The organism is Algimonas ampicilliniresistens, from assembly GCF_030159955.1.
GTDB classification, from domain to species: Bacteria; Pseudomonadota; Alphaproteobacteria; order Caulobacterales; family Maricaulaceae; genus Litorimonas; species Litorimonas ampicilliniresistens.
Genome location: NZ_BSNK01000002.1, coordinates 350,821 through 368,873, shown reverse-complemented (window position 1 = coordinate 368,873; position 18,053 = coordinate 350,821). Strand labels below are relative to the sequence as shown.

The 18,053-nt window shown below is 56.8% G+C and carries 22 protein-coding genes; 14 read left to right on the top strand and 8 right to left on the bottom strand.

Annotated elements, in window-relative coordinates; genetic code table 11:
- Window positions 1–235: 235 nt before the first annotated feature.
- Window positions 236–799: a peroxiredoxin gene (locus tag QQL54_RS09715; RefSeq protein WP_284390099.1), complete on the top strand. Its 564-nt coding sequence runs from the start codon at window positions 236–238 to the stop codon at window positions 797–799.
- 2 nt (window positions 800–801) lie between these two features.
- Window positions 802–1,332 carry a carboxymuconolactone decarboxylase family protein gene (locus QQL54_RS09710; RefSeq protein WP_284390095.1) on the top strand — a complete coding sequence of 177 codons (531 nt, stop codon included), beginning with the start codon at window positions 802–804 and terminating at the stop codon, window positions 1,330–1,332.
- 66 nt (window positions 1,333–1,398) lie between these two features.
- Here the strand turns inward: QQL54_RS09710 and QQL54_RS09705 are convergent, their stop codons facing one another.
- The gene (locus QQL54_RS09705) at window positions 1,399–2,010 is read right to left on the bottom strand and encodes a LysE family translocator (RefSeq protein WP_284390093.1); all 612 of its coding nucleotides are present in this window, start codon (window positions 2,008–2,010) and stop codon (window positions 1,399–1,401) included.
- Window positions 2,011–2,088: 78 nt separating this feature from the next.
- Here QQL54_RS09705 and QQL54_RS09700 point away from each other — a divergent pair, with 78 nt between their 5' ends.
- From QQL54_RS09700 to QQL54_RS09690, 3 genes are all read left to right on the top strand, one after another.
- Window positions 2,089–2,721, top strand: a complete 633-nt coding sequence (locus tag QQL54_RS09700; protein ID WP_284390090.1) for an exopolysaccharide biosynthesis protein — start codon at window positions 2,089–2,091, stop codon at window positions 2,719–2,721.
- 37 nt (window positions 2,722–2,758) lie between these two features.
- Entirely contained in the window at window positions 2,759–3,223 is a 465-nt protein-coding gene (locus tag QQL54_RS09695; RefSeq protein WP_284390088.1) for a DUF302 domain-containing protein, read from the top strand.
- A 67-nt stretch (window positions 3,224–3,290) separates the two neighbouring features.
- Window positions 3,291–4,556, top strand: coding sequence for a hypothetical protein (locus QQL54_RS09690; RefSeq protein ID WP_284390087.1), 1,266 nt, complete (start codon window positions 3,291–3,293; stop codon window positions 4,554–4,556).
- Window positions 4,557–4,584: 28 nt separating this feature from the next.
- Here the strand turns inward: QQL54_RS09690 and cobS are convergent, their stop codons facing one another.
- Window positions 4,585–5,571, bottom strand: a complete 987-nt coding sequence (gene cobS, locus QQL54_RS09685; RefSeq protein WP_284390085.1) for a cobaltochelatase subunit CobS — start codon at window positions 5,569–5,571, stop codon at window positions 4,585–4,587.
- 182 nt (window positions 5,572–5,753) lie between these two features.
- Between cobS and QQL54_RS09680 the strand changes: the two genes are divergently transcribed.
- Together QQL54_RS09680 and QQL54_RS09675 are read left to right on the top strand one after the other, a co-directional pair.
- Window positions 5,754–6,095: an ArsR/SmtB family transcription factor gene (locus tag QQL54_RS09680; RefSeq protein ID WP_284390083.1), complete on the top strand. Its 342-nt coding sequence runs from the start codon at window positions 5,754–5,756 to the stop codon at window positions 6,093–6,095.
- Window positions 6,085–6,567, top strand: coding sequence for an SRPBCC family protein (locus QQL54_RS09675; protein ID WP_284390081.1), 483 nt, complete (start codon window positions 6,085–6,087; stop codon window positions 6,565–6,567). The genes QQL54_RS09680 and QQL54_RS09675 overlap by 11 nt, the downstream gene beginning before the upstream one ends.
- Window positions 6,568–6,624: 57 nt before the next feature.
- Here the strand turns inward: QQL54_RS09675 and QQL54_RS09670 are convergent, their stop codons facing one another.
- Complete coding sequence (locus QQL54_RS09670) at window positions 6,625–7,239, bottom strand: J domain-containing protein (RefSeq protein ID WP_284390078.1); 615 nt, start codon at window positions 7,237–7,239, stop codon at window positions 6,625–6,627.
- A 186-nt stretch (window positions 7,240–7,425) separates the two neighbouring features.
- On the opposite strand from QQL54_RS09670, the gene QQL54_RS09665 reads away from it, so the two are divergent.
- Both QQL54_RS09665 and QQL54_RS09660 read left to right on the top strand, forming a co-directional pair.
- Entirely contained in the window at window positions 7,426–7,701 is a 276-nt protein-coding gene (locus QQL54_RS09665; RefSeq protein ID WP_284390076.1) for a BolA family protein, read from the top strand.
- 138 nt (window positions 7,702–7,839) lie between these two features.
- The gene (locus QQL54_RS09660; RefSeq protein WP_284390074.1) at window positions 7,840–8,298 is read left to right on the top strand and encodes a helix-turn-helix domain-containing protein; all 459 of its coding nucleotides are present in this window, start codon (window positions 7,840–7,842) and stop codon (window positions 8,296–8,298) included.
- Here the strand turns inward: QQL54_RS09660 and QQL54_RS09655 are convergent.
- Genes QQL54_RS09655 through QQL54_RS09640 form a run of 4 tightly spaced genes read right to left on the bottom strand, consistent with a single transcriptional unit; the run spans window position 8,295 to window position 12,991 of the window.
- Window positions 8,295–9,986: an amidohydrolase gene (locus QQL54_RS09655; protein WP_284390072.1), complete on the bottom strand. Its 1,692-nt coding sequence runs from the start codon at window positions 9,984–9,986 to the stop codon at window positions 8,295–8,297. The two genes, QQL54_RS09660 and QQL54_RS09655, sit on opposite strands and share 4 nt — an antisense overlap.
- Window positions 9,983–11,281 carry an HlyC/CorC family transporter gene (locus QQL54_RS09650; protein WP_284390069.1) on the bottom strand — a complete coding sequence of 433 codons (1,299 nt, stop codon included), beginning with the start codon at window positions 11,279–11,281 and terminating at the stop codon, window positions 9,983–9,985. Before QQL54_RS09650 ends, QQL54_RS09655 begins: the two co-directional genes overlap by 4 nt.
- Window positions 11,278–12,411, bottom strand: a complete 1,134-nt coding sequence (gene aroB, locus QQL54_RS09645; RefSeq protein ID WP_284390067.1) for a 3-dehydroquinate synthase — start codon at window positions 12,409–12,411, stop codon at window positions 11,278–11,280. The genes QQL54_RS09650 and aroB overlap by 4 nt, the downstream gene beginning before the upstream one ends.
- Entirely contained in the window at window positions 12,404–12,991 is a 588-nt protein-coding gene (locus QQL54_RS09640) for a shikimate kinase (RefSeq protein WP_284390065.1), read from the bottom strand. Before QQL54_RS09640 ends, aroB begins: the two co-directional genes overlap by 8 nt.
- 93 nt (window positions 12,992–13,084) lie before the next feature.
- On the opposite strand from QQL54_RS09640, the gene QQL54_RS09635 reads away from it, so the two are divergent.
- The 5 genes from QQL54_RS09635 to QQL54_RS09615 are packed head-to-tail and all read left to right on the top strand — an operon-like array spanning window position 13,085 to window position 17,020.
- Window positions 13,085–13,225, top strand: coding sequence for a hypothetical protein (locus QQL54_RS09635; RefSeq protein ID WP_284390063.1), 141 nt, complete (start codon window positions 13,085–13,087; stop codon window positions 13,223–13,225).
- Complete coding sequence (locus QQL54_RS09630) at window positions 13,215–14,822, top strand: hypothetical protein (RefSeq protein ID WP_284390060.1); 1,608 nt, start codon at window positions 13,215–13,217, stop codon at window positions 14,820–14,822. Before QQL54_RS09635 ends, QQL54_RS09630 begins: the two co-directional genes overlap by 11 nt.
- 3 nt (window positions 14,823–14,825) lie before the next feature.
- On the top strand, window positions 14,826–15,755 hold the full coding sequence (locus QQL54_RS09625) for a site-specific tyrosine recombinase XerD (protein ID WP_284390058.1): 930 nt from the start codon (window positions 14,826–14,828) through the stop codon (window positions 15,753–15,755).
- Window positions 15,752–16,024 (top strand): hypothetical protein, encoded by a 273-nt coding sequence (locus QQL54_RS09620; RefSeq protein WP_284390056.1) that lies wholly within the window; start codon window positions 15,752–15,754, stop codon window positions 16,022–16,024. The genes QQL54_RS09625 and QQL54_RS09620 overlap by 4 nt, the downstream gene beginning before the upstream one ends.
- Window positions 16,025–16,084: 60 nt before the next feature.
- The gene (locus QQL54_RS09615; protein ID WP_284390054.1) at window positions 16,085–17,020 is read left to right on the top strand and encodes an acetyl-CoA carboxylase carboxyltransferase subunit alpha; all 936 of its coding nucleotides are present in this window, start codon (window positions 16,085–16,087) and stop codon (window positions 17,018–17,020) included.
- 107 nt (window positions 17,021–17,127) lie between these two features.
- Here the strand turns inward: QQL54_RS09615 and QQL54_RS09610 are convergent, their stop codons facing one another.
- On the bottom strand, window positions 17,128–17,922 hold the full coding sequence (locus QQL54_RS09610) for a TorF family putative porin (RefSeq protein WP_284390052.1): 795 nt from the start codon (window positions 17,920–17,922) through the stop codon (window positions 17,128–17,130).
- Window positions 17,923–18,053 lie beyond the last annotated feature (131 nt).

The following is an 18,053-nucleotide window of genomic DNA, read 5'->3' as shown; positions in this document are numbered from 1 at the left end:
GCGGGCCATAAAAGGCGTCAGCCGCTACGGCAAGCCTTCGCAACTGTCCATAATCAGGGCAGAACGGCCCAGATTTTCATCCCCTCCATACCCTTCGGCCACACCTATCGACCTGATTGGAACAAACGATTGGGCGAGCCGTAAGTGTGGGTCTAGGGGCGCAGCCCCGACGATCCAATATGTGGTCGTCTTAAACGAATCACACTCACTTATTCCCAAAAGGAAACTGACTGCCATGATCAAAATCGGCGATACACTCCCTGAATTTTCTCTGACCGCCGTTGACGGAAAGCCGTTTGACGAGATCACGATCGACAATGTTTTCAAGACTGTTTCGAATGACGATCTGAAAGGTAAATGGACCGTCCTGTTCTTCTATCCAAAAGACTTTACCTTCGTTTGCCCAACCGAGATTGCGGCCTTTGGCGCGCTGAACGAAGAGTTTGAAGACCGCGATACGGTTCTGTTGACCGCCTCGACGGATTCAGAGTTCACCCACTGGAACTGGCGCAAGCACCAAGACGAGCTGCGCGATCTGCCAATCCCAATGCTGGCGGACATTAAGCGTGAGCTGACGACGGCGCTCGGTATTCTCGATGAAGCTGAAGGTGTAGCACAACGCGCGACCTTTATTGCGGACCCAGACGGCGTTGTACGCTTCATCTATGTGACCGACTTGAATGTCGGCCGGAACCCGCAGGAAGTTCTGCGCGTGCTCGACGCTCTGCAAACAGATGAGCTGTGCCCATGTAACTGGTCCAAAGGTGACGAGGTTATCGACCTGCAGAAGGCCGCCTAACTATGGCGCTTGCTGAGCTAAAATCGGCCCTGCCGAGCTATGCTAAGGACATTAAGCTCAACCTCGGCCGCGTTCTCGCGGCTGACGGGATGGACGGGCTGTCCAGAGACGCGGTGGCGGGCATTGCGCTCGCCTCCGCCTATGCGACGAAGCATAAAGACGTGATCACTGCGATCACGGAAGAGGTGGATGCATCGTCCGAAATCGTGGACGCCGCCAAGGCCGCCGCGACCGTGATGGCGATGAACAATGTCTATTACCGCTTCGTCCATCTGGTGAGTGACGGCGAATATGCCAAAATGCCCGCCAATCTACGCATGAATGTGATCGGCAATCCGGGCATCGACAAGATCGACTTCGAATTGATGAGCCTTGCTGTCTCGGCCATCAATGGCTGCGGCATGTGTATGGACGCGCATGTCGCCGAAGTGATCAAGGGCGGCGTAACGCGACAAGGCGTGCAAACCGCGATCCGAATTGGCGCTGTGCTGAGCGCTGCGGCGCAGGCACTTGAGATCGAGGCTGCTACATAGAATAGTCAGATTTCTAATCTGAGTTTTGAAGGCGTGCCCCTGTGGCGCGTCTTTTTTATTGTAGGGCTATGCGAAGATCGCCCAAACTCCAGACGCAATCATGACCACGCCAATCATGGCGTTGAATATCTTTGCCGCTTTGGGGCTTTGTAGCTTCGCGCGGATCCAGCGGGCAAATGCCGCGTAAACCGCGAGACCCTGCAACTCCAACCAAGTGACCGTCGCCAGCATGATCCCGAATTGTGGCAAGATCGGTTTGTCCGCGTCGAAATAAAGCGGCAGCAACATACCGAAATAGACCAGCGGTAGCGGTGAGCTGATCTGCAATGCCACACCGCGTGCATAAAGCCCGGTCCGTTTCGGCGCGTCGCCGGAACTCACGCTCATATCCGGCGGCGGCCCGAAAATAGTCGACAGGCCAAGATAGAGAATAACGAGCAGACCCAAGACTTTGAGGCCAAGCGTCACGCTGGGGAAAGCCGTCAACAAGGCCGCCGTGCCGGACGCCGCTAGGATTAACCATAAGACGTTGGCCGAGGCGATACCCAGGGCGGGCAGCATGGCGGGCCGGAATCCATAGCGAAAAGAACTCGCCATGACGAGCATCACCGCCGGGCCGGGCGTTAGCCCGCCAACAGTAAAGAGCACGACCAGACTGAGCCAGACATCGAATTCCAAATCTGTGTTCCGCCCACCTGACTCTGTGCCTGCATTAGCGGTAGCGCCCTAACAGCGCCCGCCCTATCTGTCACCGTTATGACTGGCCCGTCCAACAATAATGAACCTCCGCCAGACCCGCACCCAAAGCCGCCTATGGAGGAGGCTCCGTTACAGGGCGTGCTCGCCCATGTTTTGTCCGAAATGGACGGTGAAGACAGTAATCTGCAGGATATTGTTATCTCGCTCGGCCACCGTGCGTTTGGCCCAGTTATGGTATTGTGCGGCCTGTTTCTGATGACGCCGCTTGGCGCGATCCCGGGGCTGCCCGCAGCGTTTGGTCTAATCAATATTGCTTTCGCCGTGCAGCTTCTCGCGCGGCGACCTTATCCATGGGTGCCGGATATTTTGGCTAAGGTCCGTGTGCCTCACACCCGCGTCGCCAAGGTTCATGGTCGCGTGTCCCCGTGGTTGGCTAAGGTGGATAACGTCATCCAGCCGCGTTTAGCTTGGGCCACGGACGGGGCGATGTTGGTTCTTGCGGCCCTCGTCGCGGTCCTGTTGTCAGCGGCCATGGTACCGCTTGGCCTAATCCCGTTTGGCGTCGTTCCGGCGGCGGCCATTCTTGGCCTGATCGGGTTGGCGCTGATCGCCCGCGACGGCATTCTCATGCTCATCGCGCTCAGTATTTCGCTCGGCCTGTTTGGCTGGCTAGCGTCATTTTTGATTTAAGCTGGAACCGCGCTCGACTTTGAGCCATTTGTTTCACGTGAAACATTTACTGATTGCCTCCACCCTGATCCTCTCCGCCCTAACGGTCTCCGCATGCGCCAGCACTGCGCCTGAACCGGATCATAAATCGATCTCTGTATCGGATAGTTTCGTTGCGACCGAAGCGCGGCTGCGCGCCGCGATCGGCGCGCGTGACCTGACGCTGTTCACTGTGATCGATCATGGCGCGGGCGCCACTTATGTTGGGCGCGATATCGGCCAGTCTAAACTGTTCGTCTTCGGCAATCCTGAAGGCGGCACACCGCTCCTGCAGGCTAGCCCGGAAATGGGTCTCGACCTGCCGCTCAAAATGCTAATCTTCACAGATAAAAGCGGCAAAACGCGGATCAGCTATACCGACATCAAAACTCTCGCCGCTCGCCACAACATCGAAGATCAGGACGAGCGGTTGAAGACGATCGCACGGATGCTGAAGGATGTCGCGAAAGAGGCGGCGGGTTAACGCACGACCCTTGACTTTGCGTTGCTAAACCCAAGAATGCTCGCAAACGATGTTTGCGGAGGGGATTATGGCTGAGCCGTTCAAGGGGGGTCAGGAACCGACTCTTTTTCCGATGATGAAAGCAGGATCTGAAGACGCTGCGACATCAATCTTTTTCGCTGTTATCGGCTTGGTTCACCCTTATCGAGACAGACTGCTAAGGTCAGTTGGAAAGTCTGCCTATAAAAACGGCAATGACTACACTTGTGTCCTTCGACCTTCGATTGGAGGGCGGCTCAGCGACAAAGACATCCCTGACGCCAAAATAATTCTGGATCAAAAAACCCGATGGGAAGCATTGGTCGAAGTGAAGATCGGTTCGGCTGACCTAGATCAGCCTCAGCTTGGTCGTTATCTCAACCGGGCTATCGAACAAAAAGTTGATGCGTTGATCACCGTATCTAACGAGATGTGCGCTGATCCGGCCATGCCACCTTTGCGGCTAAAGCCTGCTGAAAAAAGACTTCGCAAAATTGATCACTTCCATTGGTCTTGGCGTTATCTGACTCATCAAGCTCAGGAAGTGCTACAAGATGAAACGCTGGATCCTGTCGAGTCCGCGATCCTAATCCAATTCATCGATTTTCTTCAACATGGCGCGTCAAAGGTCAATGGGTATCATGCCATGCCGACCTGCTGGCCGCAATTCGTCGATACGGTTCGTGACAAAGGAACGCCATCAAACGATGACATCGACGATGTCATTGCAGGTTGGTTTCAAGAGTCCGCTGATCTTTCTATGATTTTGACCGAAGCGTTGGATGTAAATGTCTCCCAAGTCATAGAATCGCCGAGCGCGGAACTTCGAAAAGAAGAGGCGGAAAACCGTTTTGAAAAAGATCGGGACTTGAGCGCTCGCTTTGCTCTTCCCAACAAGTCTTACTTACAAGTCGATCTCGACATTGATGGACGTTGTTTCCGGTTTGAAACGGCTCACAAACCTACAGATAGAGTTAAGACCTCATCCAAGCAGGTCGAGCATTTCCTGAAAATGTTTGTGAGTTCCGATAACCCCGATGAATGGGGCGATCATTCCGATGTACGCCTATTCGCTAGGTGGGCGAGGAAGCGGACACTGACTGATATTCCAATGTCCGATGCTTTACTGAATTTGCACGACGGAACATTGAAGGACATTGAGTTCGTTGACTCAGATCGCGATCTGCGCGAGCTTATCATTCGATACACGCCCACTGGCGCATCGTCCGCGATCAAAAGTCGGAAGAAGTCGATTGAGTTCCTTGAATCTCAAGCGCTGTATTTTGCCGAAACTTATGTCGACATGTCCGATTGATTATCGAGCTTTTTGGCTTTTCAGATCGCTACGCGACCATTACGCTTGCGGCGCTTTCCGGTAAATCCTCACCAAAGGCGCGCTGGTAAAACTCGCTGATGACGGGGCGTTCCAGTTCGTCGCATTTGTTCAGGAAAGTCAGGCGGAAAGCTTGGGCCAGATCGCCGTCGAAGATGCGGGCGTTTTCGGCCCAGTTCATGACGGTACGCGGACTCATCACGGTCGAGATGTCGCCATTGATAAAGGCGTTGCGGGTCATATCGGCGACGCGAACCATAGAGGCGATGACATCGCGGCCTTCGGCATTGTCATAAGTCGGGCTCTTGGCGAGCACGATCTTCTCTTCCTCATCATGCGGCAGATAGTTGAGTTGGCAGACGATCGACCAGCGGTCCATCTGACCTTGGTTGATTTGCTGTGTGCCGTGATACAGCCCGGATGTATCGCCAAGGCCGACCGTATTGGTCGTGGCGAACAGGCGGAACGCTGGATGCGGGGTGATAACCTTGTTCTGGTCGAGCAAGGTCAGGCGACCTTGGGCTTCCAGTACGCGCTGGATCACAAACATGACGTCGGGGCGACCCGCATCATATTCATCAAAAGTCAGCGCGACCGGATTTTGCAGCGCCCAAGGCAGCAGGCCTTCGCGGAATTCGGTGATTTGCTTGCCGTCTTTCAGCACAATTGCGTCTTTACCGACCAGGTCGATCCGGCTGACATGGCTATCCAGATTGATCCGTACCATCGGCCAGTTCAGCCGTGCTGCGACCTGTTCGATATGGGTCGATTTCCCGGTCCCGTGATAACCTTGGATCATCACTCGCCGGTTAAAAGCGAAGCCCGCGCAGATCGCCTGCGTCGTGGGTGTGTCGAAACGGTAGGCGTCGTCGATCGGCGGAACGAACTCACTCGCTTTTGAGAAAGCCGGAACCTGCATGTCGAAATCGACGCCGAATGTTTCGCGCGCGGACACGGTGGTGTCGGGCTGAAACAGAGGAAACTGGTCGGTGCTCATGGGAATCTTCTTATGGGAAAAAGGGTCAGCCAAAATGTCTGTGGAGCGGCTCTAGCTCTTGCATACGCAAAATCCAAGCACGGCGATCTAAGATAAACTGCACAGCAGCCAAACATTTACAGATCATTCGGCTATTTGTAATTAACGCTTGTGTTAATTAACATAGTTGTTAAGTTAAAATTATGGATAGAACCGATCCCTTAAGCGCAACCTTCTCTGCGCTCGCCCACCCAGCTAGACGGGCTATTTTGGCGCGATTGGCCGAAGGTGGGACGACGGTAAACGTTTTAGCCGAACCCTTTGATATGAGCCTGCCCGCCGTGTCTCGGCACATAAAGGTGCTCGAACGGGCCGGGCTGATCCAACAGGAAAAAAACGCGCAATATCGTCGCTGCACGGTGAATGCCGCCCCTTTGCGGGCGGTCGCGTCATGGACTGAGCAATATAGGCCGATCTGGGAAACCCGATTGGACGCAATGGAACGCTGCTTAATGGCGCTGACGGAGAATTTGGATGACCGCTGATATGGAATGGCTGCGAATTGAACGCACGGTCGATGCCTCGATCGAACAGGTCTGGGCTATGTGGACGGATCCTGCGCTGTTTTCACAATGGTATGGACCCAACGGCATGACAATCCCCGTTGCGGAAATGGATGTTCGGCCTGGTGGGCGGCGGAAGATTTGCATGGAGATGCAGCGGCCGGATCGCGTCATGACGATGTGGTTTACGGGAGAATATAAAGAGGTGAGCGTCCCGACCCAACTGATCTACACGGAAAGTATGTGCGATGCTGACGGCAATGTAATCAATCCGCAAAGCATGGGCATGCCTGAAGGCCACCCTGAGGTCACCGAAGTCATCATTGAGCTAGATGAAATCGATGGGCAGACGCATCTGAAGTTGACGCATGTCGGCGTGCCAGCAGGATCATCCAGTGCAGGCGGCTGGGCGCAAGCGCTCGATAAGTTGGCCGCGCTCGTAAAAACGGGCTGAGGCCGCCCGAACCACTCTGATAATTGGGCTGTCGGACAAACCGACAGCCCGAAAGGCTTAGCCTAAATTGGCGTTTTTAAGAATTTTCCAAGCTTTCAGGACGCGTTGGAAGCTTTCTTCCGCGTCGCGCTTGCCCTGATTGGCGTCGGGGTGGAATTGTTTGACCAGCTTGGTGTAGCGTTTGCGCACTTCGTCCGGCGTTGCGCCTTCGTCGAGGCCGAGATCATGCAGCGCCTTGAGCGCCATCTTTGACACGCTGTGGCGAGGTTTCGCATCGCTGCTGCCCGGATCAACGCCGTCGCCGAAGATCGTGTAACCTTCAGCCGTGGAGGCCGTGGCGCCCGCTTTGCGGCGCTTATTGGCCTGAGCCCGTTCGGCTGTATTCTTACGCACATCCCAGGTCGGACGATGGCCATGACGTACGCCCACCTGCCATTCCGTGATGTCAGCATCGCTCATGCCTTGGAAGAAATTCCAGTTCTTATTATATTCGCGCGCATGGGCCTGACAGAAATTATGATATTCACGTAGCCGGTCCGGTGATTTCGGCGCTTTGCAGCCCCCCATCTTGTCACATCCAGCCCATTCGCAAGGCTCTTCGGTCGGCTTCTTCTTTTTCTTCGCTTTGGCAGCGCTAATGTCGATGCCTTTGGATTTCCAGTCGTAGGCCAAGTGGCACTCCGGGGTAGTTAAAAGGAGGAATTTCGGACTGCGCAACATGGCGGGAGAGGCGTCTCAAATCAAGGGAAGATGGCGGCTGGGCCCTGTTTGAGCGGCAGCGCCCAGATGTAACCCGGATACAGACAAGATAGAGCCCAACCCATCGACGTGGTTCCTTGGGTCAGCTAGGGCGCACCTATGTCCGATATTCTTGCATCTATCGAAACGAAACTCCGTGCGGCTTTTGCGCCGGATGTGCTGAGGGTCGAAAATGAATCCCACCTCCATGCGGGACATGGCGGCGCGGCAGAGCATCAAGCCGAGTTCGGTGACACGCCCAGCCATGTTCATATTGCCATCACGTCAGAGGCGTTTCGGGATCTGTCGCGTCTGGCCCGTCACCGCGCCGTGATGGACGCCATCGCCGATGAGGTTAAAAAACTGCACGCGCTGAGGCTAACGATTGAGGCGTAATTAAAGGTGGCGGCGTAAGCGTGGCGGGCTCGTGACGGGTGGCTGGCGCCCCGGTGGCGTTGGGATTAAACGATCTACAGCCTAACCCATCCTCACAGCAGCCACCTTCGCGCTGCTATGAAATACGAGGAGCGTAACATGCAATTTCACCCAGACGCCGCGAAAATCAAACGCTGGCGCGAAGAACGTCACTGGTCACAGGATCACCTCGCCGACCTAGCGGGCATTGGATCCAGAACGGTGCAACGCATTGAGAACGGCGAGAAGGCCTCATACGAATCTGTCATGGCTCTGGCGGCCGCCTTTAATGTCGATGTCGTGGCGCTGACAGTGGATCCAACCCATCAAGCCGCAGCCCATGAGAAAGCTGAGGCGGTTAAGGCTGTGGCTGCGGTCCGGCTGTCTTTCTGGATCCATTTGGGCAGCTATATATTAGGGATGATAATCTTTCTGGCGATCAGCGCGAGCTCTGGCGGCAATGGTTTCGTCATGCTTGTCCCCGCCCTGTGGTGGACGGTCGGCCTCGCCGGTCATGCTCTGACGGTTTTCATCGTAACGATTGTCGTTCGCTTCAATCATAGCGATGAGACTGTTTAGTCGGGCGTATCGGTCGTCGGCGCGACAATGAGTTCGCCGGCGACATAGACCGCGTCTACGTGGATGTCAGGAATGTTCGCGGCGGTCAGCGGATTGTCGGACAGCACAACAAAGTCTGCCCATTTACCTTCGGCCAGGCTTCCCAGCGTGTTGTCTTGAAACGCGGCGTGCGCGCCGGACATGGTCATAGCGCGCAGACTGTCTCGGCGGTCCAAAGCTTCGGTCGCATACCAGCCACCCTCTGGTGATCCATCGAGTTTGGTCCGCGTCACAGCGAAGTGAAGCGTCTGCATCGGCTCCCAAGGCTCGCCCGGCAAATCCGAATTGAAAATGATCGGAACGCCTGCGTCTTGAAACGTTTTCCAGCTATAGGCGCGTTGAATACGGCGCCGTCCGACCCGGTCTTCGGCCCAATCGGAATCGCCCATAGCGTGGCTGGGCTGCATCGAGGCGATGACGCCCAGCGCGGCCGCGCGCTCAGCAAAATCTGGTCGGACGACTTGTGCATGTTCGATGCGCCAGCGGTGATCGGGAACTTCGCCTGCCGCATCGGGGGCGAGACGCCGCTCATAGCTCGTCATGATAAAATCATTGCCGGCGTCGCCAATCGCGTGAACGGCCATTTGAAACCCATGCTCGCGGGCATTTTCGCCCAGCCGCTCTACATCTTCCAAAGCGATGCGCGCGGTTGGCCGGGCGGCGTCAGGTTGGTCTGAATAAGGGTCGCGCATCAGCGCCGTGCGAGAGCCGAGACTGCCATCATAAAAGACTTTGATCCCGCCAATATCGAGCCAGTCTTCAGGATCGTCCAGCGGGCCACTGTCGAACCATTGCGCCATCAATTCAGCATCATTGCCGTTGAGCATCCCAAAAACGCGGATTGGTAGTTCGCCGCGTTCAGCGAGAGCCTTGAATGCCGCGACATCTTCGGCTTCCATCCCGGCTTCATGGACGGATGTCACGCCCGCCGCCGCCATTTGGGTCAATCCCGCCTTGATGGCCGCTTCAATCTGATCCTGATCTAAGTCCGGCACGACATCAAACAGAAGCGCTTGTGCAAGCGTCAAAAGAACGCCCGTCGCTTCACCGTCCTCGCCGCGCAGGATGGTTCCGCCTTCGGGGTCCGGCGTGTCGGCGTTGATTCCCGCCCGCGCCAGCGCAGCCGCGTTGGCCATCGCGCCAAAGCCGTGCAGGCTTTCTAATGCGACGGGATTGTCAGGAAAGGCGACCGTTATAGCCTCTGTGGTTGGGTAACCGCCGGGACCGCCTGCATCGGCAAACGCACCCTCGTCCCAGCCTTGCCCAATGATCCAATCACCCGCCGGCACATCTGGACGTTGGTCGCGAAGCCGAGCGACAATGTCGTCGACCGTTTTTACGCCGACCAGATCGACCTTGATCGCGTCCATGCCGAGCTCGCGCACATGAACATGGCTGTCCACCACACCCGGAATAACGGTCTTTCCTGTCAGGTCAGTCAAGATCACGCCCGGATTACGGGCGCGGAGTTCGTCTTCTGTGCCAAGGCTTACGATCTTTCCGTCCTCAATCAGCATCGCTGTTGGCGCGGGTCCGTCCTCCATCGTGATCAGGGTCGCGCCGATAATCAGTCGCGAGTCAGGCACAACAGTGTCGCCACAGCCCGTCAGGAGAGCGCTGATAGACGCGGCAATCAGGAGAGATCTCATGCGTTTTTCCTCTGGTCTGGCTCGAAGGTTTTGCGCACGCGCAGGGATTGGATTTGATTGCGTTCGCGCGTCAGAATTTCGAAGCGATAGCCATGATAGGCAAATGTCTGACCCGGTGTCGGGATGGTTTGACTTTCATGGATAACAAGGCCCGCAATAGTGACGGCTTCATCATCGGGCAGTTTCCAGTCCATGGCCCGATTGAGATCCCGGATCGCGACATCGCCGCGCACGACGGCGCCGCCCTCTTTCATCCGCTTCACACCGGCCAGTTCTTCGTCATATTCATCTTGAATATCGCCGACGATTTCTTCCAGAATATCTTCCAGCGTGATAACGCCCATCAATGCGCCATACTCATCGACAACGAGGGCGAAATGTTCGCGTTTGCTCTGAAACGCGCGCAGTTGTTTGACGACCGATGTGGTCTCTGGAACGAACCAAGGCTGCCGCAGCAACTTCTTCACATCAACAGAGGCGGCATCGCCCGCTTTGGTGAGCGCGGCGAGCAAATCTTTGACGTGAATAACGCCGACGACATTGTCAGAATCGTTGGAGTAAACGGGCAGTCGCGAATGTCCTGAGGCCAAGACTTCCTTGAACAAATCCTCCGGGGGGCTTTCGAGAGCCACCATAGATAGGTTGGAGCGGTGGATCATAACGTCTTCGATGGCCAGCTCACCAATCTCTAGCACACCGTAAATCTGATCACGGGCGCGCTTGGCCACGCCGCCTTCTTGCAGATGAAGGTCGACGGCGCCTTTGATTTCATCAGCAGCGGTCCAAGCGCTGGCATTGGTATCAATCCCGAAAACATGCAGCACCCCATTGACGATCCATTGGACCATCGAAACGATCGGGCTGAGGACTGTCACGATCAGGCTGATCGGGCGCGCCACGATGAGCGCCAGCTTATCGGGTTGCGAAATGGCGTAAGTTTTCGGCAGGACTTCCGCAAAGATCAGAATCAACGCCGTCATCACACCGGTTGCGGCGGCCAACGCTAAGGCACTATCTCCGAACAGATTGGTGAACAGCACGGTGGTCAGAACCGACGCCAGAATATTGACAAGATTATTGCCCAGCAAAATGCCGCCCAGCAGACGCTCACGCACATTCATCAGCCGCGCTACGATGGTGGCCCGGCGGTCGCCGTCTTTCTCCGCTGCATGCATCCGCACGCGAGAGGCGGCGGTCAGCGCGGTCTCAGAAGAAGAAAAGAAGCCCGAAAAGATCAGGAGCATCAAGATGATGCCGACCAAGATTAGATTTTGCGGCTCTAAGAGAGCGGTCATGTCGCGATATCCTTCAGATAGGCTTTAAGCTCGGCCTCTGAGGCCGATTTTTCGATGAAGCTCTGGCCGATACCGCGCGCTAAAATGAGCGTGATATTGCCGCCTTCATTCTTTTTGTCCTGCCGCATGTGGCTCAACAATGTGTCGGGGTCTGTCAGAAACGGGGCCATATCCGCGCGTATCGGCATGGATAGATGTGACAAATGATCCTGCACACGTTTTGCTGTCGGCACGGGACAAAGACCAAGCCGGGCTGAAAACTCAAACGCCATATCCATGCCAGCGCTGACCGCCTCGCCGTGCAGCAAGGCCCCGCCATAGCCTGCCGTCAATTCCAGAGCGTGAGCAAATGTATGGCCAAGATTTAGCAGGGCGCGCACGCCGCCTTCACGCTCATCTTGGGCGACAACATCAGCTTTGGCCGCGCAAGAGACGGAAATGGCTTCGCGCAAGGCATTCGGCTCCAAGCTCAGCACGTCAGCGCCAATTCCGTCATCTAACGCCTCAAAAAATTCGGGCCGATCAATCAACCCATATTTGACGATTTCTGCATAGCCCGCCTTGATCTGCCGGACAGGCAGCGTGGCTAGAAGGTTCGTATCGATTAAGACGAGTCGTGGTTGATAGAAGGCCCCGACCAGATTCTTGCCATACGCATTATTGATCGCGGTCTTGCCACCGACCGAACTATCGACTTGGGCCAAGAGGGTTGTGGGAACTTGCACAAAGGTTGCGCCGCGCTTGAACACGCTGGCGGCAAATCCGGTCAGGTCGCCGATCACACCGCCGCCAAAGGCCAGAATCGTATCAGAGCGATCAAATCCGGCACGAAAGAGCGAATCCAGCACCGCGTCGAGACCCGCCATGCTTTTTTGATCTTCACCGGCTGGGCGGATAATCATATGGGTGCGGAAATCGGACAGAGCCTCTGCAATCGCTCCGCCGTGCAAGGCATGAATGGTCTCATCCGTGACGACGGCGACCCGATCCGATGCGGTGATGGATTTAAGGCGATCGCCCAGTCGCGATAGCTCACCCTGACCGATGACAATATCATAGCCCCGAGACCCGAGATCGACTCGGACGACTTCGCTGTTAATTTGAGAGTTTGTGGGGGTCACATCATCCATTTTTGGGGACCTCATAGGCGTCTAACGCGCGTTCGATCCGTCCGACCGTTCGTGTGTGCGGGCCTTTAGCAACCGTGACAGTGATATGGGCGCGTGCATAGATCGGTTCGCGCTCTTCCATCAGTTCACGCATCCGGGCGCGGGGGTCAGGCACTTGCAGCAAGGGTCGCGTATTCTTCCGCGAGACCCGCTCCATCAGGGTTTCAAAATCTCCCTTTAGCCAGATGACAAGCGCACGCGACTTCAACAATTCATGCGTTTCCGGATGGATGAAGGCCCCCCCGCCCGTTGCCATGACAATATTGGGCTCCATCAGCAGGCGCTCGACCACGCGGCGTTCCCCGTCGCGAAAGGCCGCTTCACCATGATCGCGAAAATAGCCCGCAACAGTGCGTCCAGACGCACGTTCAATCTCTTCATCTGAGTCGAAAAAGTCGCGTTCGAGGGATTTAGCCAGACGCCGCCCGACGGTTGTTTTGCCCACACCCATCAAGCCGACGAGCGCGATAGGGCGTGAACGGACTGATTCAATTGTATTTTCTGGCGTTAAAGCCCTTGTGTCTGCCAACGTGTCTCTCATAGCTGCGGCGCAGGCCGCAGAGTGTCATAAGTCAGGCTAGAGTATGGGGTCTTATCAACGCCTGCTCAACATTTAAACGCGATAAGGGTCATCATGAAGAAAATGCTATTCATCGTCGGGGGGCTATTGCTGCTGCTGATCGCTATTTTGGTCTGGCTGGCGGGTTCAGTCGGCCCAGAGACCGCGCCGCAAGATGTCCGCACAATCGAACTGCCCGATACCTATGGCAATTAGAGCGCTCTTTCTGTCCGCTAGCGCCCTGGTTGCGCTGGCTGGTTCCGCCTCGGCTCAATCGATTGCGGTTGAAGGGCTGGAGGCTGCAAAAGCTTTCACGCCCGGTATTGAGGTTGCGCGCGGTTTGAATGCAGAGGCTTGGGCGGGCACGTCCGCCGATCGGGCGACCCGATTATTGCAAGAAATTCCGGCTGAGACGTCGCATCCGATTGTGCGAGATATGCTGCGCCGCGTCGTGCTGGCTGGACTCGCCTCGCCGTCTGGATCTGATCCGGCCTTTGAACGCGCGCGCATTCAAGCGGCGCAAATACTGGCGACCCCGGATGAATATGCACGGTTCACGGCCCGTAATCCCGTCGCGCAAGACCCGGCGCTGCGCGTCGACGCCTATATTGCACGCGGCAACCTTGATGCGGCCTGCGAAATTTCAGACGCGATCACACAAGGTCGCGGCGAGTCGGGTTGGGTGCGTCTGCGCGCAGCCTGTCACATGGCGCGCGGTGAAACCGCTGCGGCTGACCTCGCGCAGGAACTGTTGCGCAGTCGCGGCGAAGAGCCCGTTTTGGTTGTGCCTGACCCGCCGGAAGGCTTCTGGATCGAGGCGATGGAACTTGATGCGGCCGCGCTGGATCGTTTCATGACCGATTTGGCCAGCGACCTCGACATGCCCGCCCCGCCCGCCTCGCTGGTGGGGCCGTCACCGTTTGAAATCAGCTCGGATACAATTTCACAGACGGATCCTGCCGGAGGCACGTCTGCCGATATTCCAGAAGATGTTCTGGACGACATTGAAGTCGGTGTGCCGTTTTCAACCGATACCATCGTTTCAGATGATGTGACGGACGTTGATACTGACAACGGGGCTGAGGCTGGATCAGAGTTGACAGCATTGTTGACCGACATGTCACCGGAAGCGACGGCGAAACTCTATCTGCTCGGGCGTGACGGTGATGCGCGGGCTGTGTCAGAATTTGTTGCTCGCGCTGAGGCCAATGGTCTGGATACTGCGCGTGTTTTGTCCCGCATTCCCGCCATTCTAGATCCGGCTGATATGGCGGTCGCCAATCTGCCACTCTTTGCGCGCTATGCTGTCGTCACGCGGGACATCGCCATGATGCAAGCCTTGTTTGACGCCACAACGGATGAATTGACCCGTGAACGATTGGCGCTCGCCTCCGATGCGATGGGCAACGGGTTTATTGGTAGACCATTGGGTGCTGGGCTGGAGCTCGCTCTGGCTGAGACGGCACCAAATGCCAGTCGTGATGTCTTAATGGCGCTTGCTCTAGGGGCTGACCTCACAGAACCGGTTGAAGCCATGCTGGCAGAGGCTGTGCTGCCGGGGACGGTGGACGCGGATTGGATTGGCATCGATCACGCGATCGACCGGGGCGCGCGGGCAGAGAGCCTGCTGCGTCTGGCCGAGCAAGTCGCCAGTGATGACATCGCCATTAATCAGGTCGCGAATGACCAGATCGCAAATGACAAGGTCGCGGACAGCTGGACGATCTACCGAACGATCCGACGCCTAAGAGATGCAGGCTTTTCTGACACTGCCGGACAGCTCGCGGCCTATGAATATTTGCGCGGACTCTAGCCGGTGAGCGTCGACGCTTTTCTCGAGATGATGAGCGCTGAACGCGGCGCAGCGGCCAACACGTTGGCCGCCTATGGCCGGGACTTGCGCGATTGGTCGGCGGCCTTGGCCCCGCAGACCTTACTGAGCGCGTCGACCGGTCATTTGGAAGGTGTGCTGGCGGTTTGGGCGCAAGGCTTGAACGGAGAGCCCGCCCTCGGCGCATCAACGGCGGCGCGCAAACTCTCAGCGATGAAGCAATATTGCCTGTTCGCTCAGACCGAAGGCTTACGCGCCGATAATCCCGCCCACCGTCTCCGTGCGCCGAAAGCGGCCAAACCCTTACCGAAGGGGATGAGCCAAGATGAGGTGGATCGATTACTCGACCATGCCGCAACGGATCAGACGCCCAAAGGTCTACGGATGATGGCTTTGCTGGAAATCCTCTATGCAGGTGGCTTGCGAGTATCCGAATTGGTCAGTCTGAGAACCGCGCAAATGCGGCGTCGCGATGGGTGTTTGATGATCAAGGGTAAGGGCGGTCGCGAGCGGCTCGTGCCATTGACGGAGCCAGCGTTGGACGCATTGGCGCGATGGATGACCGTGCGCGACAAAACCCTGCCCGGCGGAGTGGATGCGGCGGCGCGCGCGAAACCGTTCCTGTTTCCATCCAACGGCAAGCTTGGTCACCTGACGCGTGAACGCTTCTCCCAACTCCTAAAGGACCTCGCCCGCGATGCCGGGCTGCAGCCGTCACGAATTAGCCCGCATGTCCTGCGCCACGCCTTCGCCACCCATTTGCTCGAAGGCGGCGCCGATTTGCGCGCCGTGCAGACGCTGCTCGGCCATGCTGACATTTCGACAACTCAGATTTATACGCATGTGCTGGACGCCCGCCTCAAGGCGTTGGTCGAAAGTGCGCACCCTATGGCTAAGAATGAGACCATCCGATGAGTATCCCAAAAGACCGCGACACGGACCTGATCCGCGATCTCGACTTGTTGCTTGATGCGCTCTGTGCGGACTGGGACTTTTGCGCCGGTGTGCGCGGGGCTGATCTGGTGCAGGGGGCCAAACCGTTGACCTCTAAACATTTCACCGATTCCGTCTTGAACGCGGAAAGCGAACTACACGGCCCCCGCGCCAGCTGGGAACGTCGCATCAAACGCCGGTTCGTGCAGCGCTATGGTCATGAGATCACGCGTCGGGACTATCGTCTGTAAGGGAGCGTCGGCTCACAGCTACAGGCTGGACAGATACGTTCCGGACGTTATCAGGCGCGAATGGTTCAGACCTATCTCGATTTTGAACGGGCCGTCGCGGAGCTCGATAAGCAAGCGGACGCGCTTCAGGGCGCCGAGGCTAAAGCGGTTATGGCGAAGGCCTCTGCGGAGCTTAAACGCCTCTATGGCAAGCTCGGCCCATGGGAAAAGACGCAGGTCGCCCGCCATCCGGCGCGCCCACATTATTCCGACTATGTTGACGCTCTCGTGACGGATTACACTCCGTTGGCTGGCGACCGCACCTTCGGGGACGATCATGCTTTGCTCGGCGGTCCGGGGAAAATCAACGGACGGTCCGTGATCGTCATGGGCCATGAAAAAGGCACGGATTTAGAGACGCGGCTCAAGCATAATTTCGGCATGGCGCGGCCTGAAGGTTACCGCAAAGCGGTGCGGTTGATGAATTTGGCGGAACGGTTCAACCTGCCCGTCATCAGTTTTGTCGATACGGCAGGGGCCTATCCCGGTCGCGGTGCAGAAGAGCGTGGCCAAGCAGAAGCAATTGCTCGATCGATTGATCGGGGTCTGTCACTCAAAGTTCCGTTTATCTCGATCATTACGGGCGAAGGTGGATCGGGCGGCGCGGTCGCGATTGCGGCAGCAGATGCGGTGCTGATGCTCGAACATTCCATTTATTCGGTGATTTCACCAGAAGGCTGCGCGTCGATCCTGTGGCGCGATGGGACCAAAGCGCAGGATGCGGCCAAGGCGATGAAAATAACCGCGCAAGACCTCAAAAAGCTCGGTGTCATTGACGGCATCATTAAAGAGCCAGCCGGCGGCGCGCATCGCCGGCCTGACGAGACGATGAAACGGGTTGGAGCCATGATTGCAACCCGGCTCGACACACTGTCTGCGCTCAAGCCGATGGATTTGCTGGAACGCCGACGTGAAAAATTCCTCAATATCGGACGGACATTACCGGGCGCGAAATAGTCCCTGGGCGAGCTCACGGCACGGCTATGAGGATACGACCATGAAAATAGCCCGGACAGCGAACTGTCCGGGCCCTCTTCCTTCCGTCCTCCCAGAGAGGAAGAAACCTAGAAGCTGGTCGAAATACCTGTGCCGAACCACAGCAGTGTATCGTCGGTCGCAGACAAAAAGGCTGTGCCGCTGACCGGGTCCGCAAACTTCTCGAGATCAAGTGTGTTGTCGTCAGAGTTGAGCGTGAAGTTCGCCCCAATATAGATTGACGCATCATCTGTGATCGAATGGGTGAGAGCCGCAGACGCCGTCGCCCATTGATAAGAGAACCCATCTCCATCAACGAGGCCAACGGTCAGACCCAAATCCGCGCCTTGTTTTTCGCCAAACCCGACAGAATGTCCGACGGCCCCTTCAAGCGTGAAAGCTTCCAGTGTCACATCATAATAGGCAGCGACGGAGGGGGATAGCGGGGTATCTTCCGACAGGCCGAGGCCAATCGAAAATTCATATGTGCCAGCAGCCCCGTCATCCGTGGCGAACAAAGCGCCTGTCTGTGGGTAGTGGTAATAGGTTGCACCGAGATCGACCGTGATCGGCCCATCCAGCGGCACGCTATAGCCAGCATAAAGATCAACTTCGTCAGCCGATAGCTCTGAGCTGGAGCCGACTTGTGTCGAGAACCAAGCCCCGGCGGTGAAGTTACCAGTCGAGACTTCGACAAAAGGTTGGACGGATTCGGTGCCGAGGCTGGCCCCGCGAAAGACATATTCGCTCACCAGATCAGTCCCGAGCGACCAATTCACGTCGCCCGCATAGGCGGGTGTTGTCACCGTAAGGCTGGTAAGGGCGAGACTGGTAAGGGCGATGTTGGCACAGGATGCGCCAAGGATAGTTTTCTTGATGTTCATGACAGGCTCCCTGCGTTTGTCGCCTCAGTGCGTAAAGCAGGGGGCCGGGCCGCCGCGAGCCGCACGGGGCCAATTGCAGGAGTCTGTCTGTCAGCGCCTCGAAACTGTGCGCGATTGAACCCGGTTTCGCA

Coding starts and splice junctions, on each gene's coding strand:
- QQL54_RS09635 (WP_284390063.1), top strand. CDS start 13,085: ATGAAGAAAATGCTATTCATCGTCGGGGGGCTATTGCTGCTGCTGATC.
- QQL54_RS09690 (WP_284390087.1), top strand. CDS start 3,291: ATGGCTGAGCCGTTCAAGGGGGGTCAGGAACCGACTCTTTTTCCGATG.
- aroB (WP_284390067.1), bottom strand. CDS start 12,411: ATGGATGATGTGACCCCCACAAACTCTCAAATTAACAGCGAAGTCGTC.
- QQL54_RS09675 (WP_284390081.1), top strand. CDS start 6,085: ATGACCGCTGATATGGAATGGCTGCGAATTGAACGCACGGTCGATGCC.
- QQL54_RS09700 (WP_284390090.1), top strand. CDS start 2,089: ATGACTGGCCCGTCCAACAATAATGAACCTCCGCCAGACCCGCACCCA.
- QQL54_RS09715 (WP_284390099.1), top strand. CDS start 236: ATGATCAAAATCGGCGATACACTCCCTGAATTTTCTCTGACCGCCGTT.
- cobS (WP_284390085.1), bottom strand. CDS start 5,571: ATGAGCACCGACCAGTTTCCTCTGTTTCAGCCCGACACCACCGTGTCC.
- QQL54_RS09655 (WP_284390072.1), bottom strand. CDS start 9,986: ATGAGATCTCTCCTGATTGCCGCGTCTATCAGCGCTCTCCTGACGGGC.
- QQL54_RS09665 (WP_284390076.1), top strand. CDS start 7,426: ATGTCCGATATTCTTGCATCTATCGAAACGAAACTCCGTGCGGCTTTT.
- QQL54_RS09610 (WP_284390052.1), bottom strand. CDS start 17,922: ATGAACATCAAGAAAACTATCCTTGGCGCATCCTGTGCCAACATCGCC.
- QQL54_RS09615 (WP_284390054.1), top strand. CDS start 16,085: ATGGTTCAGACCTATCTCGATTTTGAACGGGCCGTCGCGGAGCTCGAT.
- QQL54_RS09660 (WP_284390074.1), top strand. CDS start 7,840: ATGCAATTTCACCCAGACGCCGCGAAAATCAAACGCTGGCGCGAAGAA.
- QQL54_RS09640 (WP_284390065.1), bottom strand. CDS start 12,991: ATGAGAGACACGTTGGCAGACACAAGGGCTTTAACGCCAGAAAATACA.
- QQL54_RS09620 (WP_284390056.1), top strand. CDS start 15,752: ATGAGTATCCCAAAAGACCGCGACACGGACCTGATCCGCGATCTCGAC.
- QQL54_RS09630 (WP_284390060.1), top strand. CDS start 13,215: ATGGCAATTAGAGCGCTCTTTCTGTCCGCTAGCGCCCTGGTTGCGCTG.
- QQL54_RS09710 (WP_284390095.1), top strand. CDS start 802: ATGGCGCTTGCTGAGCTAAAATCGGCCCTGCCGAGCTATGCTAAGGAC.
- QQL54_RS09680 (WP_284390083.1), top strand. CDS start 5,754: ATGGATAGAACCGATCCCTTAAGCGCAACCTTCTCTGCGCTCGCCCAC.
- QQL54_RS09650 (WP_284390069.1), bottom strand. CDS start 11,281: ATGACCGCTCTCTTAGAGCCGCAAAATCTAATCTTGGTCGGCATCATC.